The 14,763-nt window shown below is 75.8% G+C and carries 12 protein-coding genes; 2 read left to right on the forward strand and 10 right to left on the reverse strand.

The genetic code is table 11. From position 1 onward, the window contains the following. Window positions 1-77: 77 nt before the first annotated feature. From ACU436_RS13035 to ACU436_RS13055, 5 genes are all read right to left on the reverse strand, one after another. Window positions 78-1,124 carry a LacI family DNA-binding transcriptional regulator gene (locus ACU436_RS13035; protein ID WP_459024910.1) on the reverse strand — a complete coding sequence of 349 codons (1,047 nt, stop codon included), beginning with the start codon at window positions 1,122-1,124 and terminating at the stop codon, window positions 78-80. 77 nt (window positions 1,125-1,201) lie between these two features. Beyond that, complete coding sequence (gene larA / locus ACU436_RS13040) at window positions 1,202-2,485, reverse strand: nickel-dependent lactate racemase (protein ID WP_459024912.1); 1,284 nt, start codon at window positions 2,483-2,485, stop codon at window positions 1,202-1,204. After that, entirely contained in the window at window positions 2,482-3,255 is a 774-nt protein-coding gene (locus tag ACU436_RS13045) for a 5-formyltetrahydrofolate cyclo-ligase (protein WP_459024914.1), read from the reverse strand. Before ACU436_RS13045 ends, larA begins: the two co-directional genes overlap by 4 nt. Beyond that, complete coding sequence (locus ACU436_RS13050; protein ID WP_459024916.1) at window positions 3,252-4,052, reverse strand: SDR family oxidoreductase; 801 nt, start codon at window positions 4,050-4,052, stop codon at window positions 3,252-3,254. Before ACU436_RS13050 ends, ACU436_RS13045 begins: the two co-directional genes overlap by 4 nt. Before the next feature lie 69 nt (window positions 4,053-4,121). Continuing rightward, window positions 4,122-5,042, reverse strand: coding sequence for an NADP-dependent oxidoreductase (locus ACU436_RS13055; protein ID WP_459024918.1), 921 nt, complete (start codon window positions 5,040-5,042; stop codon window positions 4,122-4,124). Between the two features lie 99 nt (window positions 5,043-5,141). On the opposite strand from ACU436_RS13055, the gene ACU436_RS13060 reads away from it, so the two are divergent. Beyond that, window positions 5,142-6,065, forward strand: a complete 924-nt coding sequence (locus tag ACU436_RS13060; RefSeq protein ID WP_459024920.1) for an AraC family transcriptional regulator — start codon at window positions 5,142-5,144, stop codon at window positions 6,063-6,065. Window positions 6,066-6,718: 653 nt separating this feature from the next. Here ACU436_RS13060 and ACU436_RS13065 read toward each other — a convergent pair. The 4 genes from ACU436_RS13065 to ACU436_RS13080 are packed head-to-tail and all read right to left on the reverse strand — an operon-like array spanning window position 6,719 to window position 10,974. After that, the gene (locus ACU436_RS13065) at window positions 6,719-7,624 is read right to left on the reverse strand and encodes a phosphotransferase (protein ID WP_459024922.1); all 906 of its coding nucleotides are present in this window, start codon (window positions 7,622-7,624) and stop codon (window positions 6,719-6,721) included. Window positions 7,625-7,672: 48 nt separating this feature from the next. After that, the gene (locus ACU436_RS13070; protein WP_459024924.1) at window positions 7,673-8,899 is read right to left on the reverse strand and encodes a GNAT family N-acetyltransferase; all 1,227 of its coding nucleotides are present in this window, start codon (window positions 8,897-8,899) and stop codon (window positions 7,673-7,675) included. Window positions 8,900-8,942: 43 nt separating this feature from the next. Next, a complete protein-coding gene (locus ACU436_RS13075) occupies window positions 8,943-10,058 on the reverse strand; it encodes a glycosyltransferase family 4 protein (protein ID WP_459024925.1) in 1,116 nt (371 codons plus the stop codon). Window positions 10,059-10,116: 58 nt separating this feature from the next. Beyond that, the gene (locus ACU436_RS13080) at window positions 10,117-10,974 is read right to left on the reverse strand and encodes a metallophosphoesterase (protein WP_459024927.1); all 858 of its coding nucleotides are present in this window, start codon (window positions 10,972-10,974) and stop codon (window positions 10,117-10,119) included. Between the two features lie 54 nt (window positions 10,975-11,028). Here ACU436_RS13080 and ACU436_RS13085 point away from each other — a divergent pair, with 54 nt between their 5' ends. Beyond that, the gene (locus ACU436_RS13085; protein ID WP_459024928.1) at window positions 11,029-12,288 is read left to right on the forward strand and encodes an MFS transporter; all 1,260 of its coding nucleotides are present in this window, start codon (window positions 11,029-11,031) and stop codon (window positions 12,286-12,288) included. Here the strand turns inward: ACU436_RS13085 and hrpB are convergent. After that, window positions 12,285-14,729 (reverse strand): ATP-dependent helicase HrpB, encoded by a 2,445-nt coding sequence (gene hrpB, locus ACU436_RS13090; RefSeq protein ID WP_459024929.1) that lies wholly within the window; start codon window positions 14,727-14,729, stop codon window positions 12,285-12,287. The two genes, ACU436_RS13085 and hrpB, sit on opposite strands and share 4 nt — an antisense overlap. Window positions 14,730-14,763 lie beyond the last annotated feature (34 nt).

Genomic DNA, 14,763 nt, shown 5'->3' on the forward strand with positions numbered 1-14,763 from the left:
TCAAGGACACCGGGCGAACCCCTCTGACATCCCAGGTTGAGGGATCGCCGTGGCGGAACCGGGCTGCGGGAGCGGTGTCAGGCGGGACCCGTGCTACGGCGCAGGACGAGGTCGGTGGGCACCAGGTCGGACCCGGACTCGGGGCCGAAGCCCACCGCCTCCTCCGGTCGGATGATGTCGAGCAGCAGGCGCACGGCGCGCCGGCCCGCCTCGGGGAAGTGCTGGCGCACCGTCGTCAGCGGCGGGCCGAAGAACTCGGCCTCCGGCACGTCGTCGAACCCGACAAGGCTGACGTCCTCCGGCACGCGGCGGCCGGCCTCGTCGAGGGCGCGCAGGGCGCCGAGCGCCATGTGGTCGTTGGCCGCGAACACGGCGGTGAGGGCCGGGTCGGTGGCGAGCAGGCGTTGCATCGCGGCGAAGCCGGAGCGCGCGCTCCAGTCTCCCGCCTCGGGTGTGGTGACGGGCGCGCCCGCGTCGGTGAGCGCCGAGTGCCAGCCCTCGACGCGCCAGCGGGCGTCGAGCCAGTCGGCGGGCCCTGCCACGTGGTACACGGTGCGGTGCCCCAGCTCCAGCAGGTGGCGGGTGGCGCGGGCCGCGCCGCCCCGCTGGTCGATCCCGATCGCCGGCACCGGCGCGATCTCGCCCGCGCTCCCGCCGCCGAGCAGGCCACCGACGAAGACGGTGGGCACCGGCCGCAGCTTCGCGGTGAGGACGTCCACCGCGTCGAGCTGGGCGGCGAGCGCCACGACGCCCTCGACGGACTGGTCCTGCAGCCGGCCGAGCGCGCGCTCGACGGCCTCGTAGCTGATCCGCTCGACCACCGCGATGCTCACGCCCATGCCGACCGTGCTGGCCGCCTGCTCGATGCTGTACAGCGTGCTCACCGGCCCGTACAGCACCGTGTCGAACGTGATCACGCCCAGGGCGCCCGAGCGGCGGGTGGCGAGCGCGCGCGCCACCGCGTTGCGCCGGTAGCCGAGCTCCTCCATGGCGGCCAGCACGCGGGCCCGGGTGGTGTCGCTCACGTGCGGGGAGCCGTTGACGACGCGTGAGACGGTCTGGTGGGACACGCCCGCCAACCGCGCGACGTCGGTCATCACGGGTGCCTGTGCGGGTTCCACCATGGGGCACATGCTCGCACGCGCGGTTCCCGGGCGATGTGATCCACTCGCGCCCGCCGGAGCCGCGGCTCGAACCGGGTTCAGGCCAGGTAGGGGATCGTCTGCGGGCCCTCGGGCAGCACGCACACCCGCGCGTCCGGTCCCGCGGCCGAAAGCGCCCGCTCCACGGTGTCGGCGATGTCGGCGGTCTGCTCGAGGTGGGCGGTGGCCAGCGCCTCGTCGGACAGGTACGAGGTGTGCATCACCACCCGCGCGAGGTTCTGCACCTTGGCCTGCACCTGCACCTGCCACTGGTCGGGCACCGTCTGCGGCCGCGCCTCGATGGCGTCGAGCAGGGCGCGCGGGGACGGCGCCGATGCCAGGACCTCGCGGTACGAGCCGTGGTCGGGGAACCCGTCGCGGCACTCGGCCGCGCACACGATCGTGCCGCCGTCGCGCACCACCGTGGCGCCCGCCGTCATGCCCTTCACCGACTGGTAGAGGTTCTGGTCGAGCGGGAAGCCCGCGTTCGTCGTCACGACCACGTCGAAGCGGCCGTCGACGGGGCGCATCGCGAGCCGCCTCGCCGCGTCCCGCGCGGCGGCGTGCATCGCGAACAGCTCACCGCCGAACGCCTCGACGATCTGCTGCTCGCGGTTGAGCACGACGTCCAGCGCGAAGTCGACCCGGCCGACCGCGCCGACGACCGCCCGGATGTCGTCGTGCACCGGGTTGCCCTCGCAGACCGCCCAGGTGGCGTGCGGGTGCCCGATGCGGCGGGCGTCGTGCAGCGTGAGCACGGTGTCGAGCCCGGCGAGGCCCGGCGCCACCATCTTGGGGCCGCCGCTGAAGCCCGCGAAGAAGTGTGGTTCGACGAAGCCGGTGGTGATCCGCAGGTCCGCCTCGGCCCAGTGCCGGTCGAGCCACACCGGCACGCCGTCGCCGTGGGTTCCTAGGTGCACGAGCGACGACGCGTCGCGCGCGTCGTGGTTGACCACCTGCACGGCGTCGACGACCCGGTCGCCGAGCATCGCGCGGATCTCGGCCTCGGTGTTGCCGCGGTGGGTGCCGGTGGCGACGAGGATCACCACGTCGTCGAGGTCGACGACGCCGTCCAGCTCCTCCAGCACGGCCGGGACCATGAGGTGCCGCGGCTGCGCGCGGGTGCCGTCGCACATCGAGATCGCGACCCGCTGCCCGGGCCGGGCGATCTCGCGCAGCGGCGGCCCGGCGACGGGCCGCCGCAGGGCCGTGCGCAGGACGTCGCGCTGGTCGGTCGCGCCCGCCGCGTAGACCGGCTCCACCACGGTGGTGCGCGCGGCCGGCAGGTCCACCGCCAGCCCGGCCTCGCCGTAGGCGAGCCGCACCCGTGTGGTCCCCGTCATCGTGCCGCCTCCTTCTCCAGGGCCCGCAACAGCGGGATCGCCTCGATCTTCTCCCGCGTGAGCTCGGTCCAGCGGATGCCGTCGGTGGGCCGCGCGCCGCGCCGTTCCCGGCAGTCGATCACCCGGTCCGGCGTGACGACCAGGTCGACCGGGGCGTCGTGCGGCGCGGTCGGGATCGCGCCTGGGGGCCGGACCTGCAGCTCGTGCACGGTCGTGACCACCAGCGTCCCCGGGCCGACGAGCCCGGCCGCCGTGGCGAGCGCGAACTCCAGGTCGGCGAACCCGCCGCCCTTGCCCAGCCGTGCGCCGTCCTCGCCGACGGCGACGCACCCGCTCACGACGAGGCCGACCGGCTCCAGGTCGGCGACGGCCACCCGCCGGGCCGAGCGCGTCGCCCCCGCGATGGAGGCGGCGCGCCGGGGCGGGTCGGCGAGGTGCCCCGGATCCAGCAGGAAGAACGGCTCGGGCTCGGCGAGGCGCGGCACCGCCATGTAGACCGTCTTGCCGTCCTCGAGGGCCCGCTGCCGCACCGGGAGCTGGGCCGAGTCGGGGTTGGCCTTGACGGTGGCGGCGGCCCTCCACGCGTCCGTCTCGGCGAGTTTCCCAGCCGCGGCCTCGGCCCCGGTGAAGTTGGAGATGCGGTTGCGGGCGCCGGGGAACCGTGCCACCCGTGCCTCCGACAGCGCCGTCCAGACCTCGTCGCGCAGCGCCGCCTTCGCGGCGAGCAGCTCGGGATCGCCGCCCGCGTCGTGGTCGTGCCGCCTGCTCACGACCCCGCGGTCCGGCGCCGGTCGCCCTGCGCGCGCAGCCGGGCGAGCGCCGGCAGCCCCACCCGCGGCAGGATGCCGGCGATCCGCATCGCCCCGGACCGGTAGCCGGGGACCGACCGCACGATCCGGCGCGCGTCGAGCAGCGCCACGGCCGCGTCCGCGACCGCGGCCGGGGTGAGGAGCGACCGCTGTGAGAACAGGATCGCCGTGTCCGGGCTGGACTGCTCGTCGCGCACGAGCGCGGTGTCGGCGGCGTCCGGGCAGAGCGCGTGCGCGCGGACCGGCACCCGCGCCATGTCCAGCTCCCCCTGCAGGCTGGTGGTGAAGCTGAGCACGGCCGCCTTGGTGGCCGCGTACACCGCGAGCCCCGGCACCGGCCCGTGCGCCGACATCGACGCGATGTTGAGCAGGTGCCCGCCGTGCTCCCGCATCGCCTCGACGGCCGTGCGGGAGCCGTGCACCACGCCCAGCAGGTTGACCTCGACCTGCAGCGTGACGTCCTGCTCGGGCTGCTCCCACACCCGCCCGGCCCGCAGCACGCCCGCGTTGTTGACCCACACACCGACCGGACCGAGCTCGGCGGCGGCCGCCGCGACCCGGGCGTGGTCGGCGGGCACCCGCGCGTCCGCCGGCACGGCCGCGACGCCCAGCTCGCCGGCCGTGGCGGTGACCGCATCGGCGTCCAGATCGGTGATCAGGACCCGGTGGCCGCGGGCCACGAGCCGGCGGGCGATCTCGCGGCCGAACCCGCGGGCGGCGCCGGTGACGACGGCGACGGAGGTCTGTGCGGTGGTCACGGGCGACACCCTGCCACTCCGGGCTGCCATGTGAGACATCAGCCGAAGTGACGGCGGAGTGCACGGGCCTCAGGGCAGCAGGACGATCTTGCCGCGGGTGCGCCGCAGCATGAGCTGCCGGTACGCGGCGCGGACCTCGGTGAGCGGGTACGTCGCCGCGACGGGGACGTCGAGCTCGCCTGCGGCGACGAGCTTGGCGAGCTCGCCCAGGACCTCGACGTTCGCGGACCCGGCCATCCCCTCGCCCTTGACCCCGGTCCGCGCCGCCGCGGCGAAGTCGATGATCGTGTTGACGCGGTCCTTCGCGACGCCGAGCCCGAGCGCGAGGTCGACGTAGCCGTCCCCGAAGGTGTCGATGAACGCGTCGACGCCGCCGGGCGCGGCCGCCCGGATGCGGTCGGCGACCCCGTCGCCGTAGGTCAGCGCGGTGACGCCGTGTTCGGCCAGCCAGGCGTGGTTGGCCTCGCTCGCCAGGCCGATCACCGTGGCCCCGGCCCGCCGCGCGAGCTGCACGGCGATCGACCCGACCCCGCCCGCGGCGCCGGCGACGACGACCGTGTCGCCCGGGCCGGCGCCGGCCGCGTGCACGGCCGCGTGGGCGGTGGTCCCGGCGACGAACAGCGCCCCGGCGGCCTCCCACGGCACGTTCGGGTCCCGGCGCACGAGGTGCGCGGCGGGCACCACGACCAGCTCGGCCTGGGCGGCCCGGGTGTCGACCCAGCCGATCACGTCGTCGCCCGCCGTCCAGGTGGACACGTCCGGCCCGACGGCCTCGATGCGCCCTGCGAGGTCGCTGCCCTGGCCGGACGGGAAGGTCGCGGGCCAGGTCTCCCGGAACACGCCGATGCGGATCGCGTTCTCGCCGGGGTTGATCCCGGCGGCCCGGACGCGGACCAGTACCTCGCCGGGTCCGGGCCGCGGTCGTGGCACGTCCCGGACCTCGAGCACCTCGATGTCGCCGTACCCGTCGAACTGCACTGCCAGTGACATGGCGCCACTCCTCCTCGTGTTGTGGCATCCATACAACGCGCGGCCGGTGCGGTCATCCATGCTGGATCGGCGCGAAAATATGTGTCATCGTCTCATCTCGTGGACGTGCTCACAGATCTGTTGCAGCGCTCCCGTGCGCGTGGGGCGGCGTTCTCGCACTCGACGGCGCGCGGCGAGTGGGGCGTGCGGTTCCCGGAGGCGGCCCAGCTCGCCATCCACGGGATCCTGGGCGGCGAGGCGTTCACCTGGACCGAGCGGCCCGGCGAGGCCCGCCGCGTGCTCCCCGGCGACGTCGTCCTGATCCGGGGCCCGTCGCCGCACCACATGGGCAGCACCCCGGTCGCCGACCTCGTCCCGTTCGCCGGCCACCCGGCGGCCGCACCCCCGTCCGGCGCGGTCCGGATGGAGCTCGGCTCGGGCGACGGCGACCCGACGACGTTCTTCTGCGGCGCGTACCGCTTCGAGGGCGACCTCTGCGCCGGCCTGCTGGCCGGGCTGCCGCCGCTCACCGTCGTGCGCCCGCTCGCCGGGTCCAGCCTGCGCGCCACGCTCGACGTCTTCGCGGGCGAGCTCATGGCGGAGGGGCCCGGCCAGCAGGCGCTGCTGGACAGCCTGCTGGACGTGATCCTCGTCCAGTCCCTGAGGGAGCAGCTCGCGTCCGACGTGGACGCGGCCCCCGGCTGGTTCCGCGGCATGGCCGACCCGGGCGTGGGAGCGGCGTTGCGCGCCATCCACGCCGACCCGCGGCGGGAGTGGACGGTCGCCGGCCTGGCCGCCGAGGCCGCGCTGTCGCGGGCGACCTTCGCGCGGCGCTTCACCCACCTGCTCGGGCTCGCCCCGCTGGGATACGTCACGGACTGGCGGATGGCCCTGGCCCGCGAGCAGCTCCGCGCGGGCGATCCGAGCCTCGCCGCCGTCGCCCGCGCGCTGGGCTACGCGTCGGAGTTCTCGTTCGCGGCCGCCTTCAAGCGCCACCACGGGGTGGCCCCGGGCCGCTGGCGGGCCACCGCGAGATCGGCCTGAGCCCGCCTGAGATGAGTGGGTCCGAATCCGATGATCGCGAGGCGGGTGTCGGCGGCCCCGGGAGGTATCTGTCGGATGTCGGCCCGATCAACACTATGGCGCCGTACTGCTGTTTTGGCCCGCCACGAAACAGCAGTACGGATCCAACGTGCGCCTGACCGCCGCACCCCCGCTCACGGGTCGCCTCCAGTGGGGTCCTCGAGTTGATCTCAAGGCGACGGCAGAGACGGTCTCGCGGGAACTGGCGTGCCCGAGCAGCGCGGCAGTCCGGCCCGAGCCGGGAACGGCGCGCCAAGCCGGACATTTCATGATGATGTCGACACCTTAGGTGTCGGCCGGCCGCAGACCCCATGACGTCTACGTGATCATGCAAAGCCGCATACGCCCGTGGGCGACGCTTGATCAGCGGAATCGGGACCTGGCGTTCGTATCGAGGGTGTTGCCGAATCGGCCGCGGCGGCGTTTCGGCGATCAAGGTGAAATGGTCGCTAGTCGATCTTCAACAGCGACCATGACCCCTTGATTGCCGCCCTGACCTGCCGTTATCGGGTGCACATCGTCGTTGCCGCAACCATCCGACCCGGGAGGCCGTGATCGATGCGGGGTGGTGTTCGCATCCACCTCGGATCAATCTCCGGGGTCGGACTTGCGCCTCAGGCGAGCCGCGACGCCGCCACGGTGAGCCAGCGGTCCACGTCGTCCGGGCCGTGGTGGCGGATCGCCCAGTCCACCAGCCGCAGCCCCATGTGCGCCCAGTAGGCGCGCAGGCTCGCCTCGTCGAACAGGTCGTCGATGCGGTTGTCGAGCCACCGGGCCGCGGCCGACCGGGCCGAGCGGTCCTGGGCGTCGACGGCGGGCGCGGCGAGGTCGAAGCGCAGCGTGATCAGGGCGAAGCGGTGGTCACCGCGGCCGACGCCGTCCCAGTCGACGACGCCGGTGACGGCGCCGGTGCGGTCGACCAGCACGTTGCCGGGGTGGAAGTCCATGTGCACGAGGTCGTCGCCTGCCATCCGGTGCGGCGACGCGGCGCCGATGCGGCGCACGACGTCGAGCAGGCGCCGGGTGCGCTCGTCGTACTGGGCGAGCGTCTGGTGCAGGCAGAAGCCGGGCCCGCTGCGCAGCAGGTACAGCTCGGCGGCCGGGACGTCGGGCCGGCCGCGCAGGAGACCGGCGCCGCGGCCGGCGATCGCGACGAGGCCCTCGACGAGCGCCAGGTCCACCCGGGAGGGCGGCTCGCCGGGCAGCCGCTCCTGCACCACGGCGATCCGGTCGGCGAGGCGCCGGACGAGCTCGTAGCGGGGTGCCGGGATCCCGGCGGCCCGGGCGAGGCCGAGCAGCTCGCCGGTCCGCTCGATGCGGGCCCACGCCTCGTCCGTGGCGTCGCCCCAGTGCGTGAGGACGCCCTCGTGGCCGTCCGGCCGGCGAACGAGCGCCGCCCCGACCTGGCCGCCGGGCAGCGGCCCGACGAGCTCCAGCTCCACCCCGGTCTCGGCCTGCAGCCGGGCGAGGAGGTCCGCGGGGTCGAGCCGGGTGACGGGGGGAGCGGCGGGGTCGGGCACAACCGGCCACCTTATCCGGGAACGGCCGATTCGGAACCCGGCCCCGAGTCAGAACTCGGTGCCGTGCTGCGGGCTGCGTTCGCCCTGGAAGGCGGCGGTGAGGCGGCGCACGACCGCCGGGTCGTCGGCCTCGATCAGGCGGGCCCGGGCGAGCGAGCCGGCGTGCGCGCCGCCGAACAGCAGGGAGCCCAGCGCCGCCACCCCGACCCCGACGACGGGAGCGCCGCTCTCCGCGGGCACGCACTCGGCCCCGTCCGGCCCGCCGCGGAGCCGGAAGCGCCCGCCCCGGTCGAGGAAGGGGTCCCGCACGTCGAGGACGACGTCGACCTCGGTGCCGTAGCGGCGGGCGGCCAGCGCGGCCGGCACGTCGAGCACCCGGGCCCACATGCCGTCGTGCTGGCTGACGGTGCGCATCTGGCGGGGGTCGGCGAGCAGGAACTGCAGGGGCTCGGCCGCGGTGAGCGACCGGGCGGAGACGGTCTCCACGAGGTCGAGCGCGAGCAGGGTGCGCCAGAGCGCGATGTACGCCTCGTCGGTGGCCGTGGCCATGTCGGCGACGCGGCAGGTCCACGTGGCGCGGTCGATGCGGTAGGAGACGTAGCCGTCCGGATGGACCAGGTGGAACAGTGCCGTGGCCCCGCCCCGCTGCGACTCGCGGTCGGCCAGGTGCACGTCCCACCACCGATCGGTGCGCGACAGGGCGCCCGGTGTCCGCGCCGCCCACCTCCGGTGGATGTCCGGGGCGATCCGGCGCACCTCGTCCGTCTCGACCTGGCGGACGCCGCCGGTCTCGGGCAGGTCCGATCGGAGCGTGGCGCGGCGCCTGCTGATCTGCACCTCGCGGTGCTCGGTGGCGATCCCGTAGCCGAACCGGCCGTAGATGACGCCCTCGCTGGCGGTGAGCAGGGAGACGGCGAGGCCGTCGGCGCCGAACCCGCGGTGCTGCTCGGCCATGAGCGCCCGCAGGATGCCGCGCCGGCGGTGGGTGACCGCCACGGACACCCACGTCACGCCGGCCGCCGGGAGCGCCGCGCCCCCCGGCAGCGTCACGTCGAACGGGTACGAGCCCGTGACCCCGACGATCTCGCCCCGGTCCTCGGCGAGGACGTAGCGCTCCGGGTCGAACAACGCCCGGATGTCCTCCAGGCGCTCGGCGGTGTAGTGCTCGGCGAACGACCGGCCGTCGACCACGGCAATGGCCGGGAGGTCGGCGGCGGTGGCCCGGCGCAGGGTGATCGACGGGGGGACGAGGGGCGGCGCGTCGTGGTGCAGCACGACACCACAGTCTGCTGCGGTCCGGCGTGGGCGTCGACCGGATTCAGGCGCGGCCCGCCAGCACGTCGTCGTAGACGGCGCGCAGGCGGCGCGCCCAGCCGGCCGCGTCGTACTCGGCGAGGAAGCGTGCCCGCGCCGCCGCGGCCATCCGGGCGCGCCGCTCGTGGTCCTCGGTGAGCCCCACCAGCGCGTCCACGAGCGGGGGTGCGCTCAGCGGGACGAGGACGCCGGTCCCGGGCGGGACGATCTCGGGGACGCCCCCGACGCGGGTGGCGACGACCGGCACGCCGGCCGCCATCGCCCGCAGCAGCGCGGTGGGCGCGGCCCCGGACGTCGCGGTGTGCACGACGAGGTCGGCGGCGGCGAGGAGGCCCGCCGGGTCCTGGTGGCGGTGCACGAAGCGGACGCGGCCGGACAGGTCGGCGCTGCGGTCGACGCGCGACTCCAGCCACGGCCGCATCGGGCCGTCGCCGGCGAGCGCGACGGCGAGGGGGAGCCGGTCGGGAAGCGCCTCGACGGCGTCGAGCAGGAGCTCGTGGCCCTCGCCGCGGCGCATCGGTGCGCTGCTGACCACCAGCACCTCGTGGTCGGCGACGTCGAGGGCGGCGCGGCGGGAACTGCGGGTGGCCGGGTCCAGCACGCCCGGGTCGGCCACCCCGTTGGGCACGACGACGAGGTTGCGGCCGGTGCCCGTGAGGCCCCGGTACCACTCGAGCTGGACCTGCGAGATCGCGATGGTGCGGGCCATGAAGCGCTGGCGGGCGACGATGCGGGCGGTGCGCTTGAGGCGGTCGCCGCGGTCGGCGGGCATGTTCTCGATGCGGTGGAGCGTGGACACCGCCGGGATCCGGTTGCGGACCGCCGCCGCGGCGCCGACCACGTCCGCGGGCGGCAGGTGGGTGTGCACGAGCTGCGCCCCGTGCGCGCGCAGCTGGGCGGCGGTGCGCGCGACCGCCCGCGGGTCGAAGCGTGCGAGTCCCAGCTCGACGACCGGCACGCCGAGCCGGCGCAGCGGGCTCACGTAGGTGGTGTCGGAGGTGGCGGCGAGGGCGACGACCACCAGCTCGAGGCCGGCGTCGGCGGCCGCGCTCGCGAGGTCGCCGAGCCCGATCTCCGGGCCGTTCGGATGCAGGGTCGGGACGAGGTGCGCGATCTTCACACTGCTCTCCGCGGCGAGTCGCATCCGGTCGGTGACCACGCCACGCTACCGGAACCCCTCAGCCGCTCCAGGCGGCCCGGAAGTCCGCGATCGTGGGCTCCATCGTCGCGGCCGAAACGTCCGACATGCGCCGCGCGCCGGTCGGCACGCTCGTGGTGAGCAGCCCGTCCGGGAACAGGTCGATCCGGCTCACCGACGGCGTGGCCAGCCCGCGCAGCGCGGCGCCGGGGGCGAGCGAGTCGAGGGTGGTGGCGATCGGGCCCCCGGTCCAGACCGGTACGCCGCCGAGGGTGCCGGCGCTGACGACGTGGGTGTGCCCGGCCAGCACGAGCCGCACGTCGGTGCCCGCGACGGCGGCCGCGAGGTCCTCGCGGCGGAGCAGCGGGATCGAGGCGGCCAGCGGCGCGGCGCTCGGCAGCGGCGGGTGGTGCAGCGCGAGCACCGTGCCGGCGGGCGCCGGTTCGGCGAGCTCGGCGCGCAGCCGGTCCAGCTGCCCGGCCGCGAGCGCGCCGTGCGGGTGACCGGGCACGGTGCTGTCGAGCACGACGATCCGCACGTCCCCCACCCTGACGGTGTGGTCGAGCGGCCCGGTCGACGGCGGCTCGTCCAGCAGGTGTTCGCGCAGCGCGGCGCGGTCGTCGTGGTTGCCGGCGACGTACACGAGGGGGGCGCCGAGCCGGGCCGCCGCGGGTTCGACGATCGCGCGGAGGCGGCGGTACTGCGCGGGCCGCCCGTGCTCGGTGAGGTCGCCGGTGAGGACGAGTGCGGCCGGGCGCATCGCGGCGTCCTCGACGGCGCGCAGCGCCTCCTCGAGGACGGCCGCGGTGTCGACGCCGCTGGGGAGCTCCTCCCCGTCGGCGACGACGTGCAGGTCGGTGAGCTGGACGAGCGTGCTGGTGGGAGAGGAATGCGTCACAACGCCCATCTTGCCGCAGCGGATCATTAGCAACGCTATCTATACTCGGGCGTCGTGAGTGCTCAGAGCAGCCCCTTCCGGCAGCCGAAGGCCGTCTGGGCCGTCGCCTTCGCCTGCGTCATCTCGTTCATGGGCATCGGCCTCGTCGACCCGATCCTGCCGGCGCTCGCCACCCAGCTGGACGCGAGCCACACGCAGGTGGAGCTGCTGTTCACCAGCTACCTGGTGGTCACGGCCGTCGCGATGCTGGTCACCGGTGCGGTATCGAGCCGGATCGGCGCGAAGCGCACGCTCATCGCGGGCCTCGTGCTCATCGTCGTGTTCGCGGCGGCGGCCGGGGCCGCGGACAGCATCACCGGCATCGTCGGCTTCCGCGCCGGATGGGGCCTGGGCAACGCCCTCTTCATCGCGACCTCGCTCGCCGTGATCGTCGGGTCCGCGAGCGGCGGCTTCGCCGGCGCGATCGTGCTCTACGAGACCGCGCTGGGCATCGGGATCGCCACCGGGCCGCTGCTCGGCGGGTTGCTCGGCAACATCAGCTGGCGCGGGCCGTTCCTCGGCGTCTCCGTCCTCATGCTGATCGCGCTCGTGGCGACCGTGGTGTTCCTGCCGCCGACACCCAAGCCGGAGCGACGCTTCTCCCTGCGGGAGCCCATCGTCGCGCTGCGGCACCGCAGCCTGCGGACGACGAGCGTCACCGGCCTGCTCTACAACTGGGGCTTCTTCACGCTGCTGGGCTACGCGCCGTTCCTCATGGACCTCGACGCGCTGCAGCTGGGTGCGGTGTTCTTCGCCTGGGGCCTGCTGGTGGCGATCTTCGCGGTGTTCGGCGCGCCGTGGCTGGACGGCCATTTCGGGACCGCGCGCACCCTCACCGTCTCCCTCGTCCTCGTGGCCGTGATCCTCGCCGTGATCGGGACGTTCCCCGGCGCACGCTGGGTCGTCATCGTCGCGGTCGTCGCATCCGGGGCGCTCGTCGGGCTGAACAACACGCTCGTCACCACGGCGGTCATGAGCATCTCGCCGGTGCCGCGGCCCGTGGCGTCGGCGACGTACGGGTTCGTGCGGTTCATCGGCGGCGGCCTCGCCCCGTTCGCGGCAGGCCTGCTCGCCGAGAACCTGAGCGTGCACGTGCCGTTCCTGCTCGGGGCGGTCGTCGTGCTGGCCGGCGCCGTGCTGCTGCAGACGGTCCGCGCCGACCTGAACCGGGCCACCGAGTCCGCCGCGGAGGCCGAGGAGGCCGTCACCGAGGTGCCGACGCTGGAGGAGGAGGCGGTCATCGCCCAGGAGGCCATCGCCCGGGAGCGTTCCTAGCGGGGTTGGCGGCGGCGGGTGGGCGGTGCCGACCGCGGGTCCTCCGGCCATGCGTGCTTCGGGTAGCGGCCCCGCAGCTCCGCCCGGACCTGCGGGTAGCCCGTCGTCCAGAACGTCTCCAGGTCCGCCGTGACGGCGGCGGGGCGCCCGGCGGGCGACAGGAGGTGCAGCAGCACCGGGAGCCGGCCGCCCGCCACCGCGGGCGCGCCGGTCCAACCGAACACCTCCTGCACCCGCACCGCCAGCACCGGGCGCTCGCCCGAGTAGTCGAGGGCGATCCGGGAGCCCGACGGCACCGCGATCCGCTCGGGCGCCAGCTCGTCGAGGGTGGCGGCCTCGCGCCAGCCGAGCAGGGTGCGCAGGATCCCCGCGGCGTCGACGCGGGACAGGTCGGCGCGGCCGCGGGCGGACGTGAGCGGGCCGCCCCACCAGGGGCCGGGATCGGCGAGCAGGGCCTCGTCCGTGACGTCCGGCCACGGCGGCCCGAGGGTGCGGTGCAGCGTGGCGAGCCGGTCGCGCAGCCTGCGCGCGCCGTCCGTCCACCGCAGCAGGCCGAGGCCCTCTGTGCGCAGGCCGTCGAGCAGGGCGGCGCGCAGGGCGTCGGGCGGGGGACGGGGGATGCGGCGCTCGTCGAGGACGATCGCCCCGAGCCGCCGGACGTGCCGGGCCACGACACCGGCCGGGTCCCCGCGCACCCACGCCACCTCATCGGCCTCCGCGAGGAGGGCGGGCGCGGCGCGCACGGCGAGCTCCCGGTCGGCCGCGGCGGCGAGGCGGACCCGGCCGTGGTCGGCGCCCGGCGTCCGGTCGGCCACGGCGACGGCGAGCCACTCCTGGTCCTCGAACGCCGTGCCGGCCGGCAGCTCCACGGCCGTGCCGCCGGCCATCAGGTAGCGCCGGGAGCCGGGGGAGCGGCGGCGGGCGAGCCGTTCCGGATGGGCGAGCGCGGTGACGAGGGGGGCGATGAGTGCGGGGTCGTCCCGCCCGCCCGTGCCGTCGACGAGCCGCTGCAACCGGCGCACCTCGGCCCGCCACCGCCCGGATCCCGGCGCCGTGCCGGAGCGCAGCCTGCGCAGCTCGGCGTCCGCCTCGACGCCCGCGGCGAGCGTGTCGTCGTCGAGCAGCGCCACCACCTCGGCGGCGGCGCGCGGGCCGACGTCCGCGGCCCCGTCGAGCAGGGCCCGCGCCAGCCGCGGATGCAGGCCGAGGTCGGCCATCCGGCGGCCCCGGTCGGTGACCGCCTCGCCGGACAGCGCCCCGAGAGCGCGCAGGACCGCCCGGCCGGCCCGCAGCGGGCCCTCCGGCGGGGTGTCCCACCAGCGCAGGCCGGCGCCATCGGGGGTGCCCCAGCAGGCGAGGTCGAGCGCGAACCGAGTGAGGTCGGCGGTGCGGATCTCCGGATCCGGCTCCGGTGCCAGCAGCTCGCCCTCGGGCCAGCAGCGCAGCACCCGCCCCGGGCCCTCCCGCCCGGCCCGCCCGGCGCGCTGCTCGGCCACCGCCGCCGACACGCGGATCGTGACCAGCCCGGCCAGGCCGCGGCGGTGGTCGGTGCGCGGCACGCGGGCCAGCCCGGCGTCGACCACCGCGCGGACGCCGGGCACGGTGAGGCTCGACTCCGCGACGGCGGTGGCGAGCACCACCCGGCGGCGCGGCCCCGGTCGCAGCGCCCGGTCCTGTTCCGCAACGGGCAGGCGCCCGTGCAGCGGGAGCACGTCCGCGTCGATCCCGCTCAGCGCGGAGGCGGTGCGCCGGATCTCCGCGACGCCGGGGAGGAACGCGAGCACGTCGCCGGCACCCTCGTCGAGCGCGGTCCGGACGGCGCGCGCCACGCAGGCCTCGACGCGCTCGCGGCGCGCCGGCGGGACGTGCCGGACCGCCACCGGGAACGCCCGCGCCGGCACGTCCAGCACCGGCGCCGGGTCGGCCCCGCCGAGCAGCTCGGCGAGCCTGCGGGTGCGCACCGTCGCCGACGTCGCCAGCAGCTGCAGGTCCGGGCGCAGCCCGTCGCGGGCGTCCAGCAGCAGCGCCAGGAGCAGGTCGGCGTCGAGGTGCCGCTCGTGGCACTCGTCGAGCACCACCGCGGCGGTGCCGGGGAGCTCCGGGTCGGCGACGAGCCTGCGCAGCAGGAGCCCCGACGTCACGACCTCGATGCGGGTGGCCGCGGACGTGCGGGCGTCACCGCGGACCGCGTACCCGACCGTGCGGCCGACGTCCTCGCCGAGCAGGGCCGCCATCCGCGTGGCCGCGGCCCGCGCCGCCAGGCGGCGGGGCTCGGCGACGACGACCTTGCCCGTGAGCCCCGGCGCGAGCGCCAGCGGAACGAGCGTGGTCTTGCCGGTGCCGGGCGGCGCCACCAGCACCGCCGAGCCGGCCGCGGCGAGCGCGGCCGTGATCTCGGGGAGCGCGGCGCGGACCGGGAGGTCGGGAAGGGCGGGGATCATCGCTCGCGAGGATGACAGCAGGCACGCGGAGGGC

It is taken from the genome of Pseudonocardia wallangbongensis, from assembly GCF_054486945.1.

Bases quoted from the DNA above. Each gene is read 5' to 3' on its own strand.
- ACU436_RS13035 (WP_459024910.1), bottom strand. From the start codon at position 1,124: ATGGTGGAACCCGCACAGGCACCCGTGATGACCGACGTCGCGCGGTTG.
- larA (WP_459024912.1), bottom strand. From the start codon at position 2,485: ATGACGGGGACCACACGGGTGCGGCTCGCCTACGGCGAGGCCGGGCTG.
- ACU436_RS13055 (WP_459024918.1), bottom strand. From the start codon at position 5,042: ATGTCACTGGCAGTGCAGTTCGACGGGTACGGCGACATCGAGGTGCTC.
- hrpB (WP_459024929.1), bottom strand. From the start codon at position 14,729: ATGATCCCCGCCCTTCCCGACCTCCCGGTCCGCGCCGCGCTCCCCGAG.